At 69.6% G+C, this 13190-nt stretch carries 13 protein-coding genes; 5 read left to right on the top strand and 8 right to left on the bottom strand.

The window, feature by feature from the left end; translation table 11 throughout:
* Positions 1-497: 497 nt before the first annotated feature.
* From D4740_RS01885 to D4740_RS01865, 5 genes are all read left to right on the top strand, one after another.
* On the top strand, positions 498-692 hold the full coding sequence (locus D4740_RS01885; RefSeq protein ID WP_119835213.1) for a hypothetical protein: 195 nt from the start codon (positions 498-500) through the stop codon (positions 690-692).
* Positions 693-760: 68 nt separating this feature from the next.
* Entirely contained in the window at positions 761-1456 is a 696-nt protein-coding gene (locus tag D4740_RS01880; RefSeq protein ID WP_220475003.1) for a Fic family protein, read from the top strand.
* Between the two features lie 122 nt (positions 1457-1578).
* The gene (locus D4740_RS01875) at positions 1579-2247 is read left to right on the top strand and encodes a recombinase family protein (protein WP_259390588.1); all 669 of its coding nucleotides are present in this window, start codon (positions 1579-1581) and stop codon (positions 2245-2247) included.
* 251 nt (positions 2248-2498) lie between these two features.
* Positions 2499-2951, top strand: a complete 453-nt coding sequence (locus D4740_RS01870) for a hypothetical protein (protein ID WP_147392815.1) — start codon at positions 2499-2501, stop codon at positions 2949-2951.
* Positions 2944-4017 carry a zeta toxin family protein gene (locus D4740_RS01865; RefSeq protein ID WP_119835210.1) on the top strand — a complete coding sequence of 358 codons (1074 nt, stop codon included), beginning with the start codon at positions 2944-2946 and terminating at the stop codon, positions 4015-4017. The genes D4740_RS01870 and D4740_RS01865 overlap by 8 nt, the downstream gene beginning before the upstream one ends.
* Positions 4018-4231: 214 nt before the next feature.
* On the opposite strand, the gene D4740_RS01860 is transcribed toward D4740_RS01865, so the two are convergent.
* From D4740_RS01860 to D4740_RS01825, 8 genes are all read right to left on the bottom strand, one after another.
* Positions 4232-4690, bottom strand: a complete 459-nt coding sequence (locus D4740_RS01860; RefSeq protein WP_119835209.1) for a DUF4913 domain-containing protein — start codon at positions 4688-4690, stop codon at positions 4232-4234.
* Positions 4687-6492 carry a type IV secretory system conjugative DNA transfer family protein gene (locus D4740_RS01855; protein ID WP_119835208.1) on the bottom strand — a complete coding sequence of 602 codons (1806 nt, stop codon included), beginning with the start codon at positions 6490-6492 and terminating at the stop codon, positions 4687-4689. The genes D4740_RS01860 and D4740_RS01855 overlap by 4 nt, the downstream gene beginning before the upstream one ends.
* Complete coding sequence (locus tag D4740_RS01850) at positions 6489-8036, bottom strand: ATP/GTP-binding protein (RefSeq protein ID WP_119835207.1); 1548 nt, start codon at positions 8034-8036, stop codon at positions 6489-6491. The genes D4740_RS01855 and D4740_RS01850 overlap by 4 nt, the downstream gene beginning before the upstream one ends.
* On the bottom strand, positions 8033-9538 hold the full coding sequence (locus D4740_RS01845) for an SCO6880 family protein (RefSeq protein ID WP_182911304.1): 1506 nt from the start codon (positions 9536-9538) through the stop codon (positions 8033-8035). Before D4740_RS01845 ends, D4740_RS01850 begins: the two co-directional genes overlap by 4 nt.
* Complete coding sequence (locus tag D4740_RS01840; RefSeq protein WP_220475002.1) at positions 9525-11225, bottom strand: hypothetical protein; 1701 nt, start codon at positions 11223-11225, stop codon at positions 9525-9527. The genes D4740_RS01845 and D4740_RS01840 overlap by 14 nt, the downstream gene beginning before the upstream one ends.
* 121 nt (positions 11226-11346) lie before the next feature.
* Positions 11347-12114, bottom strand: a complete 768-nt coding sequence (locus D4740_RS01835; protein ID WP_119835205.1) for a hypothetical protein — start codon at positions 12112-12114, stop codon at positions 11347-11349.
* 10 nt (positions 12115-12124) lie between these two features.
* Positions 12125-12454, bottom strand: a complete 330-nt coding sequence (locus D4740_RS01830; RefSeq protein WP_259390587.1) for a hypothetical protein — start codon at positions 12452-12454, stop codon at positions 12125-12127.
* Complete coding sequence (locus D4740_RS01825) at positions 12451-13077, bottom strand: DUF6668 family protein (RefSeq protein WP_119835204.1); 627 nt, start codon at positions 13075-13077, stop codon at positions 12451-12453. The genes D4740_RS01830 and D4740_RS01825 overlap by 4 nt, the downstream gene beginning before the upstream one ends.
* Positions 13078-13190: the final 113 nt, after the last annotated feature.

The raw sequence follows: 13190 nt of genomic DNA, 5'->3' as shown, positions 1-13190 counted from the left end.
GAGCGAGGACTTCCCATCGGGTGCTGAGGGCGCGTGGGGCGCGTGTCGGCCAGCGGCGGGTGCCGCAACATGGACCCAGTCGGTGAGGACTCCCAAAACGTGTGGGGCAGACGTGGGAGGAGGGGGCTTGGTCCCCGTGGGACTGCGGCTTCTCCTCCCCGCTGCTCGGGCTGCCCGGTGTCGCGAGGCGCTGGCCGAGGTCGGCCCAGCGCGACGTGCCGACCAGCCCGGGCCCCACTCACCCCGGCCCCGCGCAGCAGGCAGGCTGACGCCAAGCCCCGACCATAGTCCATGCAACTATAGTGTCATGATACCTCGGTATCAGTGTCTCCGAGGTAGTCCTCCGGTCATCAGGACAGTTAGTCCAGCCCACATGAGTGCCTGTGTAGTCGTCGTCGGAGTGACCAGCGCCTGCCTGCCCGAAACCTAACTTGCCCCTAGACCGTTTTCGGTTGCCTTGATATAGTAAGAAGTGACTAAGACGAAGGGGGCTTGACATGACCCACAGCGCCGTAGCTGTCCGACCAGCCGTTGACGTTGAGGGCGAGCTTGCGCTGATTGAGAAAGCTCAGCAGCTTGCTGGGCACTTCCCGGACGCCGAGGCTCTTGACCGTGCCCGTCGTATCCTTGACGGGCACATCACTCCGGCTGAGGCGTATGCCGAGTTGGACGAAAAGTACGCGCGCGGGTGAGCGAGGACGACAAGTATACGTATCCCGGCAGCGGGGGTGTCCTCGTTAACTCGAAGGGGATACGTGATATGGCGCGGCTCGACGCCGCGATGAACGACTACGCCTCGGCCGCGATGGCGGAGTTGCGCATCGAGCCGGTGCCGTCTCAGCCTGGCTACGAGTACCTGCGCTATATCCATACGCGGATGTTCGAGCAGATCGTTCCCGGTATCGCTGGGCGGCTGCGCGACGTAAACGTGCAGGCCGTCGGGACGGGTGTCGTCTACGCTCGTCCCGAGTACATCCAGGACAGTTTGTCACAACTCTTTGACCGGCTCGGCCGTGAGGACTACCTGACCGGGCTGGACGCGGCGACGTTCGCCACCCGACTCGCAGAGTGCTGGGGGGACCTGACAGCCATCCATCCCTACAGGGATGGGAACACGCGCAGTCAGAGTTTCTACATGACTGTTCTCGCAGAGCGGGCTGGTCACCCCGTCAACTGGCGGCGTGTTGACGTGGACACGTTACGCGCGCTGCGCCTGCGAGCCGTCGTCGGCTATTCGCGTCCGCTGGCCGATTACCTCGTGTCGCGGCTGCTGTCCTGCGAGCCGTCGCAGCAGACTCCCTCGCTTGAGAGCCAGATCAGTTCCTTCGCACTTCGTGCGTCGTATCCGCAGGCCGCGACTGAGGCGGTGAGGCAGCCGGGTCGCGCTGCGCAGCAGCGGACCAGCAGCAGCCGCGGGCGTGGTCGTGAGTCAGGACCCCACGGGATCGGCAGGTGACCGTTGTCGGGTACGCGTTCATAGCGACCCTGGTGGCATCCGGAGCCTACGTCAATCAACTGCTCCCTTGCCTGCGCTGAGGCCGTCGCTCGTTGGAGTCGACTTAGCCGCATGAGTTAATTGTGAGTCTGCGGTTCTGCGCGCTGAACGACGGCGAGCGCGCGTCTTCTTCTGCGGTTCGGGGAGACCGATCTTCCATCGTTGGATACGCCCGTGTAAGTACCCGTGAGCAGACCCCCGATTCCCCAGAGGCGGAGCTGCGCGCTGCGGGCGTTGCGCGCGTGTTCGTTGACCGTGGCGAGTCTAGCCGGATCGCTGGCCGGCCGCAGTGGAACCCGTGCTTGGACTACCTACGTGAGGGTGACACGCTCGTGATCCGCGCGCTCGACCGGATTGCCGGCACCGAGCAGGTGGCCATCGAACTGATTCGCGATCTGGGTCGCCGAGGTGTGCGCCTGCGCAGCCTGACCGAGCCCTTCCTCGACGTCGACACCAGTACTCCGATGGGCGAGGCCGTCGTCGGCATCATGGCCGTTTTGGCGCAGCTGCGTGTAGCCACGATCCGTGAGAATACCAGGCGTGGACTCGCCCACGCCCGCGCTCAGGGACGCACGGGTGGCCGGCCGTCGGTGATGACACCCGAGCGCACCGGGGCGGCGGTGCGCATGCGCGCTGACGGGCAGAGCATCGCACACATCGCCAGGGTGCTGGATGTCGCAGCATTATCGGTGTCCAGAGCCCTGGTAAAGGCGGCCCAGTGCGACATGCCGACCAGCCCGGGCCGCGGCTGACCGGGCGCACCGCCGATCTGGTGCCGGGCAGGTGGGCCGGGTGCTGTCGGGTCCGGCGGGGCACGGGGCGTCGGACGTGGTCGGCCGGACTGGTCCCCCCGACACTGGCATCACGGTACTATGACACCATAGCCGCGTGATGTAGTGGTGTCACTGGAGCAGTAGCGCATGGTACTGCGGTGTGGTTAGCTGCTGCTCCTGGCGGCCGCTCCGCATGGCCGATAGGTTTGTCTATGCCGAAGGGGGCTGGGATGGGTGTCGCAGAGCAGGAGCTGAGGGCGCTCAGGCGGGCGCGGGTGAGGAAGGAGCTGGCGGAGCTGGAGTACCACCGGCAGCTGGTCGTGGCGGTGGCGAGGACGTCTCAGCGCCAGGTGGCCGCCGAGCTGGGTCTGTCGCAGCCGAGCGTGTCCTCGGCGCTGAGGGCAGCCCGCCGTGTGCCGGTGCCTAGGGAGGGCCAGCGGAGCGCGAGCCCGTACGAGGTGTGCCAGCGGTACGCGGCGGGGGAGCTGGACCGTGAGGAGGCGGTGGCGCAGCTGGTTGCCTGGCCCTACGTGCCGGCTGGCGAGATGCGCACGAGTCCCGGTGATGATCTCATGGTTGTTCCGGAGGGTACTGTCCAGGACCTCTTCCGGGCTGAGCGGGCTGGTCTGATCGACGTGGGCATGTGTGAGGCGGTGCTCGACGCGCTGTACGGTGATGCCTGAGGTTCCCGCTGAGCTGGCCGCGCGGGCCGGGCTGCTGCGTGAGCTGTCTCGTGAGGGCGGGCCGCTGTCGCCGGACTCTCCAGGAGCCACTGTCCGCAACCCGGAGTGGTTCCGGCAGGTCGGTGGGGAGCTCGTGCCGCGGCCGGGGCGTCGTGAGCTGCACCGGCGTCTGCTGGCGCAGTTCTACCAGGAGCACGGTCGGGGTGACACGGGGCGTCAAGCCGTCGTGCTGGCCGGGCCGCCTGGTGCGGGCAAGGGAGTGGTCCGCAGCCGGGTCCTGGAGGAGGCTGGGCAGCGGTTCACTGTTGTGGATCCTGACGAGTTCAAGGTGCTGCTGGTCCGTGCGGCTGTCGAGGACGGCAGCATCACCGCCATGATGCCGCCTGAGGCGGCGGGTCGTGGGGTGCGGTTGGCGCCGATGGAGCTGGCCGCGCTGGTGCACGAGGAGTCCTCCTACCTCGCGCTCCAGGTGCGAGAGGATGCTCTCGCGCGTGGTGAGAACGTCGTGGTCGATGGCGTGATGGCGAACGAGGTCAAGGCCGTGCGTCTGGCCTCCCAGCTGGCTCGGTCTGGTTACGACATCCAGGTGGTTGACGTCGAGGTTCCCGCTGAGGTGTCCAGGTACCGGATCGTCCAGCGGTGGGTGGAGCAGACCTACAGCAGCGAGCTGGGTGGGCGATGGGTGCCCAGCGAGTTCCGCGAGCTGGTGTTCGACACCCAGGACGGAGCGGGCTCCCGGAGCGACCGGGCGGCGCGCGCCGTGGCTGAGCAGGTGCCCGAGGTATCGCGCTACCGGCGCTTCTTCACCACCGCTGAGGAGGCACGCCAGGCCGTGGCCACGCCCCGGCTGACTGATGACCTACGACGCGACGACAGGGGCAGCCAGCTGCGTGCAGCAGCCCCGTCACCGGCGAGCACGGGGAGCTCGGTGAGGTCAGCGGTCCGGGCGTCGTACCCGCAGGCCGCGACTGAGGCGGTGAGGCAGCCGGGTCGCACTGCGCAGCAGCGGACCAGCAGCCGACCTGGGCGTGGCTACAGCTCAGGACCCCACGGGATCGGCAGGTGAAGTCGGGCAGGCCCCTCTGTCACAGCGGACCAGGGAGGGGTGAGGAGGGATCGGCTTGGGCTGAGGAGACTGGCGGTATTGAGGGGCGCAGGAGGTCAGGACCGCCGCCCAGGTTCAGCGCAGCGGGCTACAGTGGTGAGCGGGTCCCTGGCCCCTTGTGCCCCTTGCGTTCCGGGGAGCCCGGGGGCGGTGGCAGCGGTGTGGGAGCCTGTGCTCAGCTGGTGCTGCCCGGGGCAGGTTCTGTCGGCTGTTCCCGTACGTCGGGGAACAGGCCCTCTGGTGGTGGGACGTAGGGGAGGGGCTCGCCTAGCCTGCAGGTGTTCTCTGTGCCTTCTGTGGCGGTGGCGAACGGGCCGTCGGGGCTCATGAGGACGGCCATGTGGTGGTCGGCGTGGTCTCGCCACCATATGCTCATCCCCGTGGCCGCGTCGCGGCGTAGGTGCTCCCAGGCCCGCCACAGTGCTTCCAGGCGGATCACGGCCTCCTCGTGCTGCCACCATCTTCCGGCCCAGCACCGGTGGCGCCCGTCGATGCGTCGGCGGTAGACGTTGCGCAGGTAGTCGCGTACGAACTCGTCGACCGAGCCGAACCACAGCTGTTCGTCAGGCTCGTCAACAGCATCAGCAGGGTCGTTGCTGCTTGGCTGCGCCTCAGCTGTTCCCCAGTCGGTCATGGGTGTGCCTCCGTCTCATGGGCTTGCAGGGTTGCCTCTACTGCTGCCAGCTGTGTGGCTGCCTCGTTGATCGTCCGCTCAGCCTGTGGGTCGTGGGCAGTGATGGATGCCTTGACTGCGGTGGCGTGGGGGCCGGTCATCCACGGGAGGGTGCGTACGAGGGTGGGGCGTGAGCCTGATGACAGGACGAGGGCGCGGCCCTTGGGCAGGGCGGCGAGGTCGGATACGTCGAGGATGCGCTGGCGGTGGAGTTGGTGGGAGACGGTGCGGTGGCCGCGTGCGTGGGAGGTGGAGGAGGACAGCCGGTCGTAGTCGCCGATGACCTTAGACAGGTGCTCCAGGAATGCGTCCTCGTCCACGCCGCCGCCGTAGACCTTGACGTTCGACGCGGACCAGAGCTTGCGCATCCCGGCCTCGCCCCACACCTCGACTCCCTGGGACCAGGACTGCAGGATCGTCATGAGCACGATGCCGCGGCTGCCGTAGTGGCTGTAGAGGTTGGGCAGGTCGCGCCAGCGGCAGACGTTGGCGGCCTCGTCGAGGACCCCGAGCAGGGGGGTGGCCAGGCGTCCGCCGGCAGAGCGTGCGGCCAGCTCCTCGGCCGCCTCGACGACGGCGACGGTCAGTGCGGTGACCAGGGGTCCGGCGCTGCCGCGGCCTTCCTTGGACAGGGAGTAGAGGGTGCCGCCGTCGGCGCGTACGAAGTCCTGCGCACTAAGCTGCCTGCGTGTGTCGGCGGGGCCCTGGGGCGTGACCCAGCGGGCCGCCTGGCGGTTGGTCAGGCAGGAGGCCATCTGCATGGCTGTGCCGAAGATGCCGCCACGCTGCTTGTCCGGGGCGGCGACGACGCCTGCGACCTGGTCGGCGGTGAGGGTGTAGCCGTGGTCGCGCAGGATGTCGATGGCGGTCTCGTCGGTGGGCCTGGTCAGCCAGGTGTAGACCTCGGTGATCGGCCGGTGGTCCAGGGCTGCGGCCAGCAGGAGGCCGGCGAGGAGGTCCTGGCCGGCCGGGTCGAAGTAGGCGTCGGTGCGTGCCCCGGGGTCACGGCTGCCTGCGGCGAAGTGCTCGGCCAGGCGGGCGGCCCGCACCTCGTCGGTGACGTAGGTCAGGGGGTTCCACCACCAGGTGGGCTCCTCCAGGGCGATCTCCTGGGGGTCGAACACCCAGACCGGGCCAGCGGCTGCCCGCACGTCGCGGGTGGCGTCAACGACGTCGCGCTTGTTGGAGGTGACCAGGACGGCTCCCGGCGCCTCCAGGATCGCGGGTATCGCCCGGCTGGTGGTCTTGCCGGTGCGTGGTCCCCAGATGTCGATGTGCATGTCCTCCCACGAGCCCCACAGCTGCTGCCCAGTGGTGACAGTGCGACCGATGAGCACCCCGGGTGCCCCCTCGACACCCAGGCGCCGGGCCTTGGTGTCAGCGCTCCTGCGGCTGAGGTCCTCGATGTCGCGGCCGCGCCCCATCCAGGAGGCGGCGCGGTCGACGCGGGAGCGGCGCCGCCGCAGCCGGTACACCACCACGCCGACCAGCACGCTGAGGCCGAGAAGAAGGACAGCGACTCCGCTGAGCACCCACCAGCCAGCGGCGCCGGGCCATATCAGGTCTCCGCCGAGCAGGCCGAGGACGACGGCGAAGGGGTCGGCAGGGACCTCCACACCTGTACCAGCGAGCCGGTGGCCCAGGTGCATCGCGGCGTAGACGGTGCCGGTGACGAGAGCTGTGACCACGACTGCGACCCAGACCAGGACCGCCTCCCCGGAGAGTCCGCCTGGGTCGCGGCGGCGGTTGGTCGGCCTGCTCATGGGCTGTCCTCCAGCCTGCCCACGCGGGACTGCTCGTGCCAGAGCCTGTTGGTGTCGTTGATTGACAGCTCTGTGTCTGTGAGCTGGACGTTGACGGGGATACCTGGGCGCCCCCCGACCTTGACCAGGAACTTTCCCCGGCCCGGCGGCTCTGCCTCGCGGCCTGTGGAGGGGTCCCAGGCGGGTGGGTCCTGCCAGCCGACCAGCAGCTCCTGCTCGGCCTGGGAGAACGGCACGGCGGCGGTGAGCTGGGGCATCTCGGCCGAGGGCAGCCCTCCGCAGATGACCATGCCTGAGCGCTCCACGAAGCCGCGCGCCTTCATCCGGTCCTCCTGGCTGGCCAGGGCCAGCAGGTCGCTCATCGTGTGGGAGATCATGGCCGTGCCCACACCGCGCTGCCGGTTGAGGCGGGTGAGGGCGTCGACACGGTCCACCATGCCGCGCCCAGCCCGCAGCGCGCGCCACAGCTCGTCGAGGATGACGAAGTAGTGGCGACGCGGCTCCAGGCCCGCGTCCGCCAGGGCGTTGGCGACGTTGACGGCTCCGAAGCCGGCCGACCAGCAGGCCAGCAGCGTGGCTGCCTGGAGGTCCATCTCGGAGTCGTCGATAGCGCTGACGTCGTAGACCACCGCGGCGTCCCTGCGCATCGGGTTGGTGGTTGGGTGGGCGAAGGTCTCTCCGAGACGGCCGCCGCTGGTCAGGCCGATGAGGGAGGCCTCCAGGTCCTCCGTGATCTCCTTGTAGCGGGCGTCGTCACCGCGGTCCAGGGCGACGGCGCGCACCTCTGGCGGGCCGTCCTGGATGACGTGTAGCAGGTCGCCCAGGACGGGCACCCCCTCGTGGTGGACGTCAAGGTACTTCAGCGCCCGGTCGATGATCGTCTCCTCGCGGTCACTTGGTGGGCTCGACCGCAGGATCGTCAGCAGCGCTGAGACCATCGTGTGGCGGCGGCCGTGGGCGTCGGCGAGCACCTGCGCGGCCTCACGCGTGTGACCTGCCTGGCGCAGCCGGGCTGCGGCCTCACCGGCCTCGCCCGGGTCCAGGATGTTGAGGTAGCCCCGGCCCCGGCCCAGGGTGATGACCTGGCCACCGAGCGCCTCGATGAGGTCGACGTAGTCCGGCTTGAGGTCACCCAGCACGAGGGGCATGACGCCGTAGCCGGCCAGGCCGGTGGCCATGCGGCGGATGATCGTGGACTTGCCCAGGCCCGGCTTTCCCAGCACGAAGCAGCTGGGGTTGGAGATGAGCTTGGCGCGCTGGAACCACGAGACAGGGTCGCAGCACAGCGTGGCACCGGTGTGGACGTGGCGACCCAGGGGGACGCCGACCATCGGGGTACCGGTGCCTATTGCGAAGGGCCACAGACCGCACACCTGCACGGTGGTGCCGCGCCACTCCTCAGCTGCCTGCACATAGGTCGAGGGTCCCCTCCCACGTCCCGGCCACCCGCGCATGGGCGGGCGCTGCGGGCGCACCTGGCGCTGCTGGTCCGCCTGCTCCCGCTCCTGCCTGCGGCGCTGACCGCGCGGGGGTCGCCTGCTCACAGGTTGTTCCTCAGCTCGGCGGGGACCCGCACGTGCTTGGGAAGCACCAGTCCCAGGGGCAGGGCGGCGGCGAACGCGGAGTCCTGCGACCCGTACACCGGGCGCAGCCGCAGGCGCGCTGTGGCAGACAGGTTGTCGATCGCCGCCCGTGCGTCGGCCTGCCTGTCCAGGTCGGTGACCGTGGCGGTGACCAGCATGCCGAACTGGGTCAGCCCAGCCCCGGAGGCCTCCTCACTGGCCGTCGCGGCCGCCGCGCGCACCGCCAGGCTGTCACGCGCGGCGGGCTTGCTCGTCGAGGTCATCCGGAACTCCGCTGCTCGCAGGTCCGCCTCCACGATCGCCGCAGCACGCGCGGAGTCGATCGGCCGGTACACCAGCGTGACCCGCTTGCGGTCGATGTCACGGTGCGGGGCCAGCAGCCTGGCCAGGACACCGGACTGGACGTTGCCGCGCGGGGCCTGGGTCATCGACCACGTGCAGGAGAACGCGCTGTCATGGCGGTACCCGTCCCAGGAGGCCTGCGCAGCGGCCGGCCCGACGTCCGTCCACGACAGGTCAGGGACCTGCCCGGCGGCGTGGGCCTCGTCGATCAGCAGCGCCGCGGCCGGGTCGTAGGCCACACGCACCACCTCGCACAGCTCCTGGGCCGTCAGCGGGTGCGCCGCCCCCGCCCCGGTGGCCGCCAGCCCGGCGGTCAGGCCTGGCAGCCGCGCGGCCAGGTCACGGCCCATCTCCTCAGGCTTGCGCCGCCCCCCGGAGCGCTGCGAGGCGGTGAAGGTGACCGTCACGAAGGCCCTCACCGTCGAGGACCCGGCAGGATAGCGGTCCACGACCTCCTCAAGCACGGCACGGGCGAACGCCGGGGCCTGGGGATCGGTGCTCATCGAGACCTCGCGGCGCAGCCGCGTCCCGGTGTCCGGCGCCGTCTCAACGGTCACCGACGCCGCCTCCACGCTGGGCTCGTCACTGAGGTTGGCCAGCCAGTGCCCCCAGTCCGCCACCCACACGTCAATCTGCTCCTGGTCCACAAGCGCCGCGCCGTCGGGCTCGGTGCCGATGACCACCGAGAAGGAACCGGTAGCCGGGGTGTACAGCAGGGCGAACCTGCGCCCGTAGGAGTCGGTGTGCTCACTCAGGCGCGTGGGGGCCGCGATCCCCGGCAGCTGGTAGGTGCCCCACAGCGCCCGGCCCAGCGGGCCGGAGCGGTAGATGCTCAGCCCCCGCGACCTGACCGACCACCAGCTGGTCCTCGCCCCCACCCGGCTCACCAGGTTGCGCCCGTGGGCGTCCCTGGTCAGCACTGCCAGCAGCGCGACACCAAGCAGGACAGCCACCACCGAGGCACGCAGGACGTCGGAGACCATGACCGTGATGACCACCAGGACCAGGCCCGCCAGCAGCAGGCCCGTGCCTACCGACCCCAGCCCCAGGATCCCCGGTGAGGAGGGACGCCGCCAGTTCCCGTAGGTCCGGGCTCCCCCGCTGGTCTCAACGGCTGCCACTGGGACCACCTTCCTCGCCCGTAGCCTGGCCCGTGGCCTGCTCACCCACGGCCCGCACGGCTCCCGCAGCCGCCTGCCCGGCTTTCTTACCCGCCTCTAGCGCAGCACCTGCGGCCACACCGACCGGACCACCGGCAGCACCGCCAGCCGCGGCAGCACCACCGCTACCAGCAGCAGCACCACTACCGGCAGCACCGCCAGCCGCGGCAGCACCACTACCGGCAGCCGCACCAGTACTACCGCCAACCGCAGCGCCACCAGTGCCACCTGTCCCGGCACCGCCGCCAGCCGAGGCCGCAGCAGACCCGGTACCCGGCGTCGTACCTGGCGCCGCGCCAGCAGCACCGCTGGTGCCACCCGTCCCGGCACCAGGGGCACCGGACCGGCCCGACTGGGACGCCTCGGAGGAGCGTGACTGGTCCTGGGCACCTGCCCCTGCTGCCTGCCCGCCACCGTGGCCACCACCAGACGGACCCGCAGCGTGAGCCCCCGACTCCCCGCTGGCACCCGACCTCCCGTCAGCACCCGAGGAAGCAGCACCCGAGGGAGCCGACAAGGAGTGGGAGGGCTGGGAGGACGAGCCGCTGCCGGAGGCCAGCCGCCCCACCGCCGCGGCACCCGTGGGCAGCGCCGCCAGGGCACCTACTGCCGCCCCACCAGCGGCTCCGCCCGCCACGGCACCCACCATCGGAGTGACAAACCGCATCAGCGCCGGCATCGCGAACAGGGCGATCACCATCAGCATCAGACCGGTCAGGACCGACAGGAAACCGCTCCCGTCATCGGAGAACACGTCGGTCCCGGCCAGCTGGAAGGCCGCCGCGTACACCACGGCCGCCGCCGGCTTGTACAGGATAAAAGCCACCAGCCACGCCACGCACTTCCTGAACCAGTTCCGCCCCATCTCAGTATTGGTAAACGACGCCGACAGCGGCAGAATACCCGTGAGAATAACCAGCATCCCGCCGCGCGCCACCATCAGCACCACCTGGAAGGCCGACGCCAGGACCGCCATGAGACCCAGAATAATAATAAGAAGAGGACCCAGGCCGCCGGCCGCTCCGCTGCCCAGGGCCAGCAGCGCCAGCATGTTGTCCCCGAAGCATGTCGACCCCTCCTCGGAAACCGTGCAGTTCACCGAGCTGTCGATGATCCACGTCGAGAACCTGTCGGCCGACCGGACCAGCACGCCGACCAGGGTGACCCCGGAACCGGCAACCACCACCAGGGTGAGCAGGCTCCTCAGCACCTCACGCCCAGGCTCGGCCCTCTGCTCCCACGCCATCCGCGCCCCACCCACGAGCACGGACAGGACCGCTGCCGCACCCGTGTACCACCACAGCGCCGACTGCAGGAACAGGGTGGCCCCTCCAGCCCCCCTGGGCACCGGTGGCATGGCGCCGCTGACCAGCGCGCTCGCGCTGGACATCAGCACGACAGCACTCAGCACCATGCCCACGCGCCCGACCGCCATGACCCCCTCGCCGGCCCGCATACGTGCCGCGATCACGGCTCCTAGCATCAGCAGCGACAGTACCGCGGCCGCGAGGCTGACCCACATGACGTGGTCCAGGACCCTCTCCAGCCAGGGACTGTAAGGAGGGATCTCGTCAGGAGAGATCGCAGGGGTCTGCGAGCCCGATCCTGTCAGGTTCGGGGTCCCGATATTCACCCAGATCGTTCCCACAGACGCCACCGCCCTGCCATAGGCCTCCACTACAGCAGTCGCCAGGTTCTCAATCGCGTCACCAACCGTGCTCTCGGCAAGATTCTTCGCCTTGCAGCTCCATTCTGTGAACCTGCAGTCTTCAGCCACCGGGCTGCTCCCCCCAGATCACGTACCCTGAGGTGTCGGGGATCTCTGCCAGGGTAAGCGGCTCAGCGACCTCGGAGCTCAGTTTCCAGTCCCCGCCTTGCCAAACCAGCTCGTACACGCCAGATACCGTCAAGGTCTGTCCCTCTACGGTAGCCCGGCCTGCGATATCAACCCGAGCTGTGCTGCCCTCATATTCAAGAAGCCTGAACCCCACGATCGATATACGAGTTTCGTCAGAATCCTCACCTGTGCCTGTATCGGAGACCAACTGGTCACGGTAGGGGCCCTCAGCCACTACATAGTTCAGCCACTCCCCGGTGGGGTCCGACCCCTGAGACACGGCGTTGGCGGCTGCGTAGAGAGCGCCCTCGGGTGAGTGCTGGAAGCAGTAACGGAAGCCGGCCGGGTCGGTGGCCCCGGGACCGAACTCTGCGGAGACAGGGTAGGCCGTGGTTCCCTGGTAGTCCCAGTAGTCGACGTCGGGAGCCTGGGACAGACGTGCCTGCTCGGTGACCTCCCCCTCAAGGCCGCACACGCTCGACCCGCCACCTGGGGACTGTGCCGACGCGGGCGCCGACAGCGCCGACGAGGGCGGGCTGGAGGAGGAGGCGGGCGTCGGCGGCTGGGAACGCGTCGTGCTGGTCAGCGCGACCACCACTCCCGCCACGGCGATCAGCGCGACCACCACAGCCGCGGCGATGAATCCCGGTCGTGTGAACGGGCTGCGCTCCTCGGCGCCGGTGGTGTCCGGGGTGCTCATGGTCCTGCTCCTAGGAGACGAGGAAGGCGACCAGGGACGCGCCGGCAGAGATGACGATGACCCCGCCCAGGGCCATGCCGATCCTGCCTACGTGCTCACCGCCCTCGCCGCGTCTGGACTGGATCGCCATGAGTGCGCCAGCGGCGAACAAGCCCAGGACGCACACGGCCAGGGCGACCCAGCGCGCCCAGCCCATGATCGTGGTGAATCCTGACGTCCCAGGAGGCTGGACCGGGTCGGGGTCGGGCACGGCCTGGGGCAGCACCTCCAGGGCGAGGCTGGTGGCCGCTGCTGCTGCGGAGCCGATGGACTCGATGATGTCGATGTCAAGGGGGCTCATGCCCGGTCCTCTCTGTTGGTGGTGTCGTCGCCGCTGAGGGCGGCGAGGTCCTTGACGAGCGCGCGCACGGCGCTCGGGGAGCCTGTGAGGTCAGGGGGCTCGCCCAGCCTCCAGGTCCTGATCCACGGGACCTGCCAGGTCCTGGGGACGCCTCCGCCCACGACGCGGGCCAGGTCCCGCACGGGCCTGGGAGCCCGTCCGGGCTCGTCGGCGACCAGGACGAGGCCCAGCAGCTCGACGTCGGGAACGAGGCCGCAGGCCCACTGGGTGGCTGCCGCCTGTGCCGCCTGGATGCCGCTCACGCTCAGCCTCGCCGTCAGGACCGCCCGCGCAGGGGCCCCAGTAGCGGGAGCGGGCCACCTGTGGCTTGTGGCGCGCCATGACGCAGACAGGGCGGCGATGGTCGACTCCGCCGACCCGCCGTGCGCGCCCACGACCCACAGGCTTGCCTCGTCCCCGACGGCGACGACAGGAAGCCGCTGGTCCTCGGCCGGGGCCGGGACCCCTGCCTGAGGGGCCGCGGGACCGGTCAGTGCCGGTGCCGCAGGCGGTGCCGGCTCAGGGTCGGCCTCCTGGGGCACGGTCTCCTCGGGCGCCAGCCACGGGTTGGCGGCAGTGGCCATGAGGACCTCTCTCCCTGATATTCTACGGTGGTCTTGCCCGGATCGTAATCATCATTGTTAAAGGATGTCAATTCAGGGGATCATGACTGACGGAGTCAACATCGTGCACCTGT

The sequence above is a fragment of the Actinomyces sp. 2119 genome, from assembly GCF_003591215.1.
Lineage (GTDB): Bacteria > Actinomycetota > Actinomycetes > Actinomycetales > Actinomycetaceae > Actinomyces > Actinomyces lilanjuaniae.
This window is presented reverse-complemented; position numbering and strand designations above follow the sequence as displayed.

Excerpts from the sequence above, each read along its gene's own strand:
- D4740_RS01855 (WP_119835208.1), bottom strand. The coding sequence starts at position 6,492 with ATGAGCAGGCCGACCAACCGCCGCCGCGACCCAGGCGGACTCTCCGGG.
- D4740_RS01865 (WP_119835210.1), top strand. The coding sequence starts at position 2,944 with ATGCCTGAGGTTCCCGCTGAGCTGGCCGCGCGGGCCGGGCTGCTGCGT.
- D4740_RS01830 (WP_259390587.1), bottom strand. The coding sequence starts at position 12,454 with ATGAGCCCCCTTGACATCGACATCATCGAGTCCATCGGCTCCGCAGCA.
- D4740_RS01885 (WP_119835213.1), top strand. The coding sequence starts at position 498 with ATGACCCACAGCGCCGTAGCTGTCCGACCAGCCGTTGACGTTGAGGGC.
- D4740_RS01870 (WP_147392815.1), top strand. The coding sequence starts at position 2,499 with ATGGGTGTCGCAGAGCAGGAGCTGAGGGCGCTCAGGCGGGCGCGGGTG.
- D4740_RS01835 (WP_119835205.1), bottom strand. The coding sequence starts at position 12,114 with ATGAGCACCCCGGACACCACCGGCGCCGAGGAGCGCAGCCCGTTCACA.
- D4740_RS01880 (WP_220475003.1), top strand. The coding sequence starts at position 761 with ATGGCGCGGCTCGACGCCGCGATGAACGACTACGCCTCGGCCGCGATG.
- D4740_RS01860 (WP_119835209.1), bottom strand. The coding sequence starts at position 4,690 with ATGACCGACTGGGGAACAGCTGAGGCGCAGCCAAGCAGCAACGACCCT.
- D4740_RS01825 (WP_119835204.1), bottom strand. The coding sequence starts at position 13,077 with ATGGCCACTGCCGCCAACCCGTGGCTGGCGCCCGAGGAGACCGTGCCC.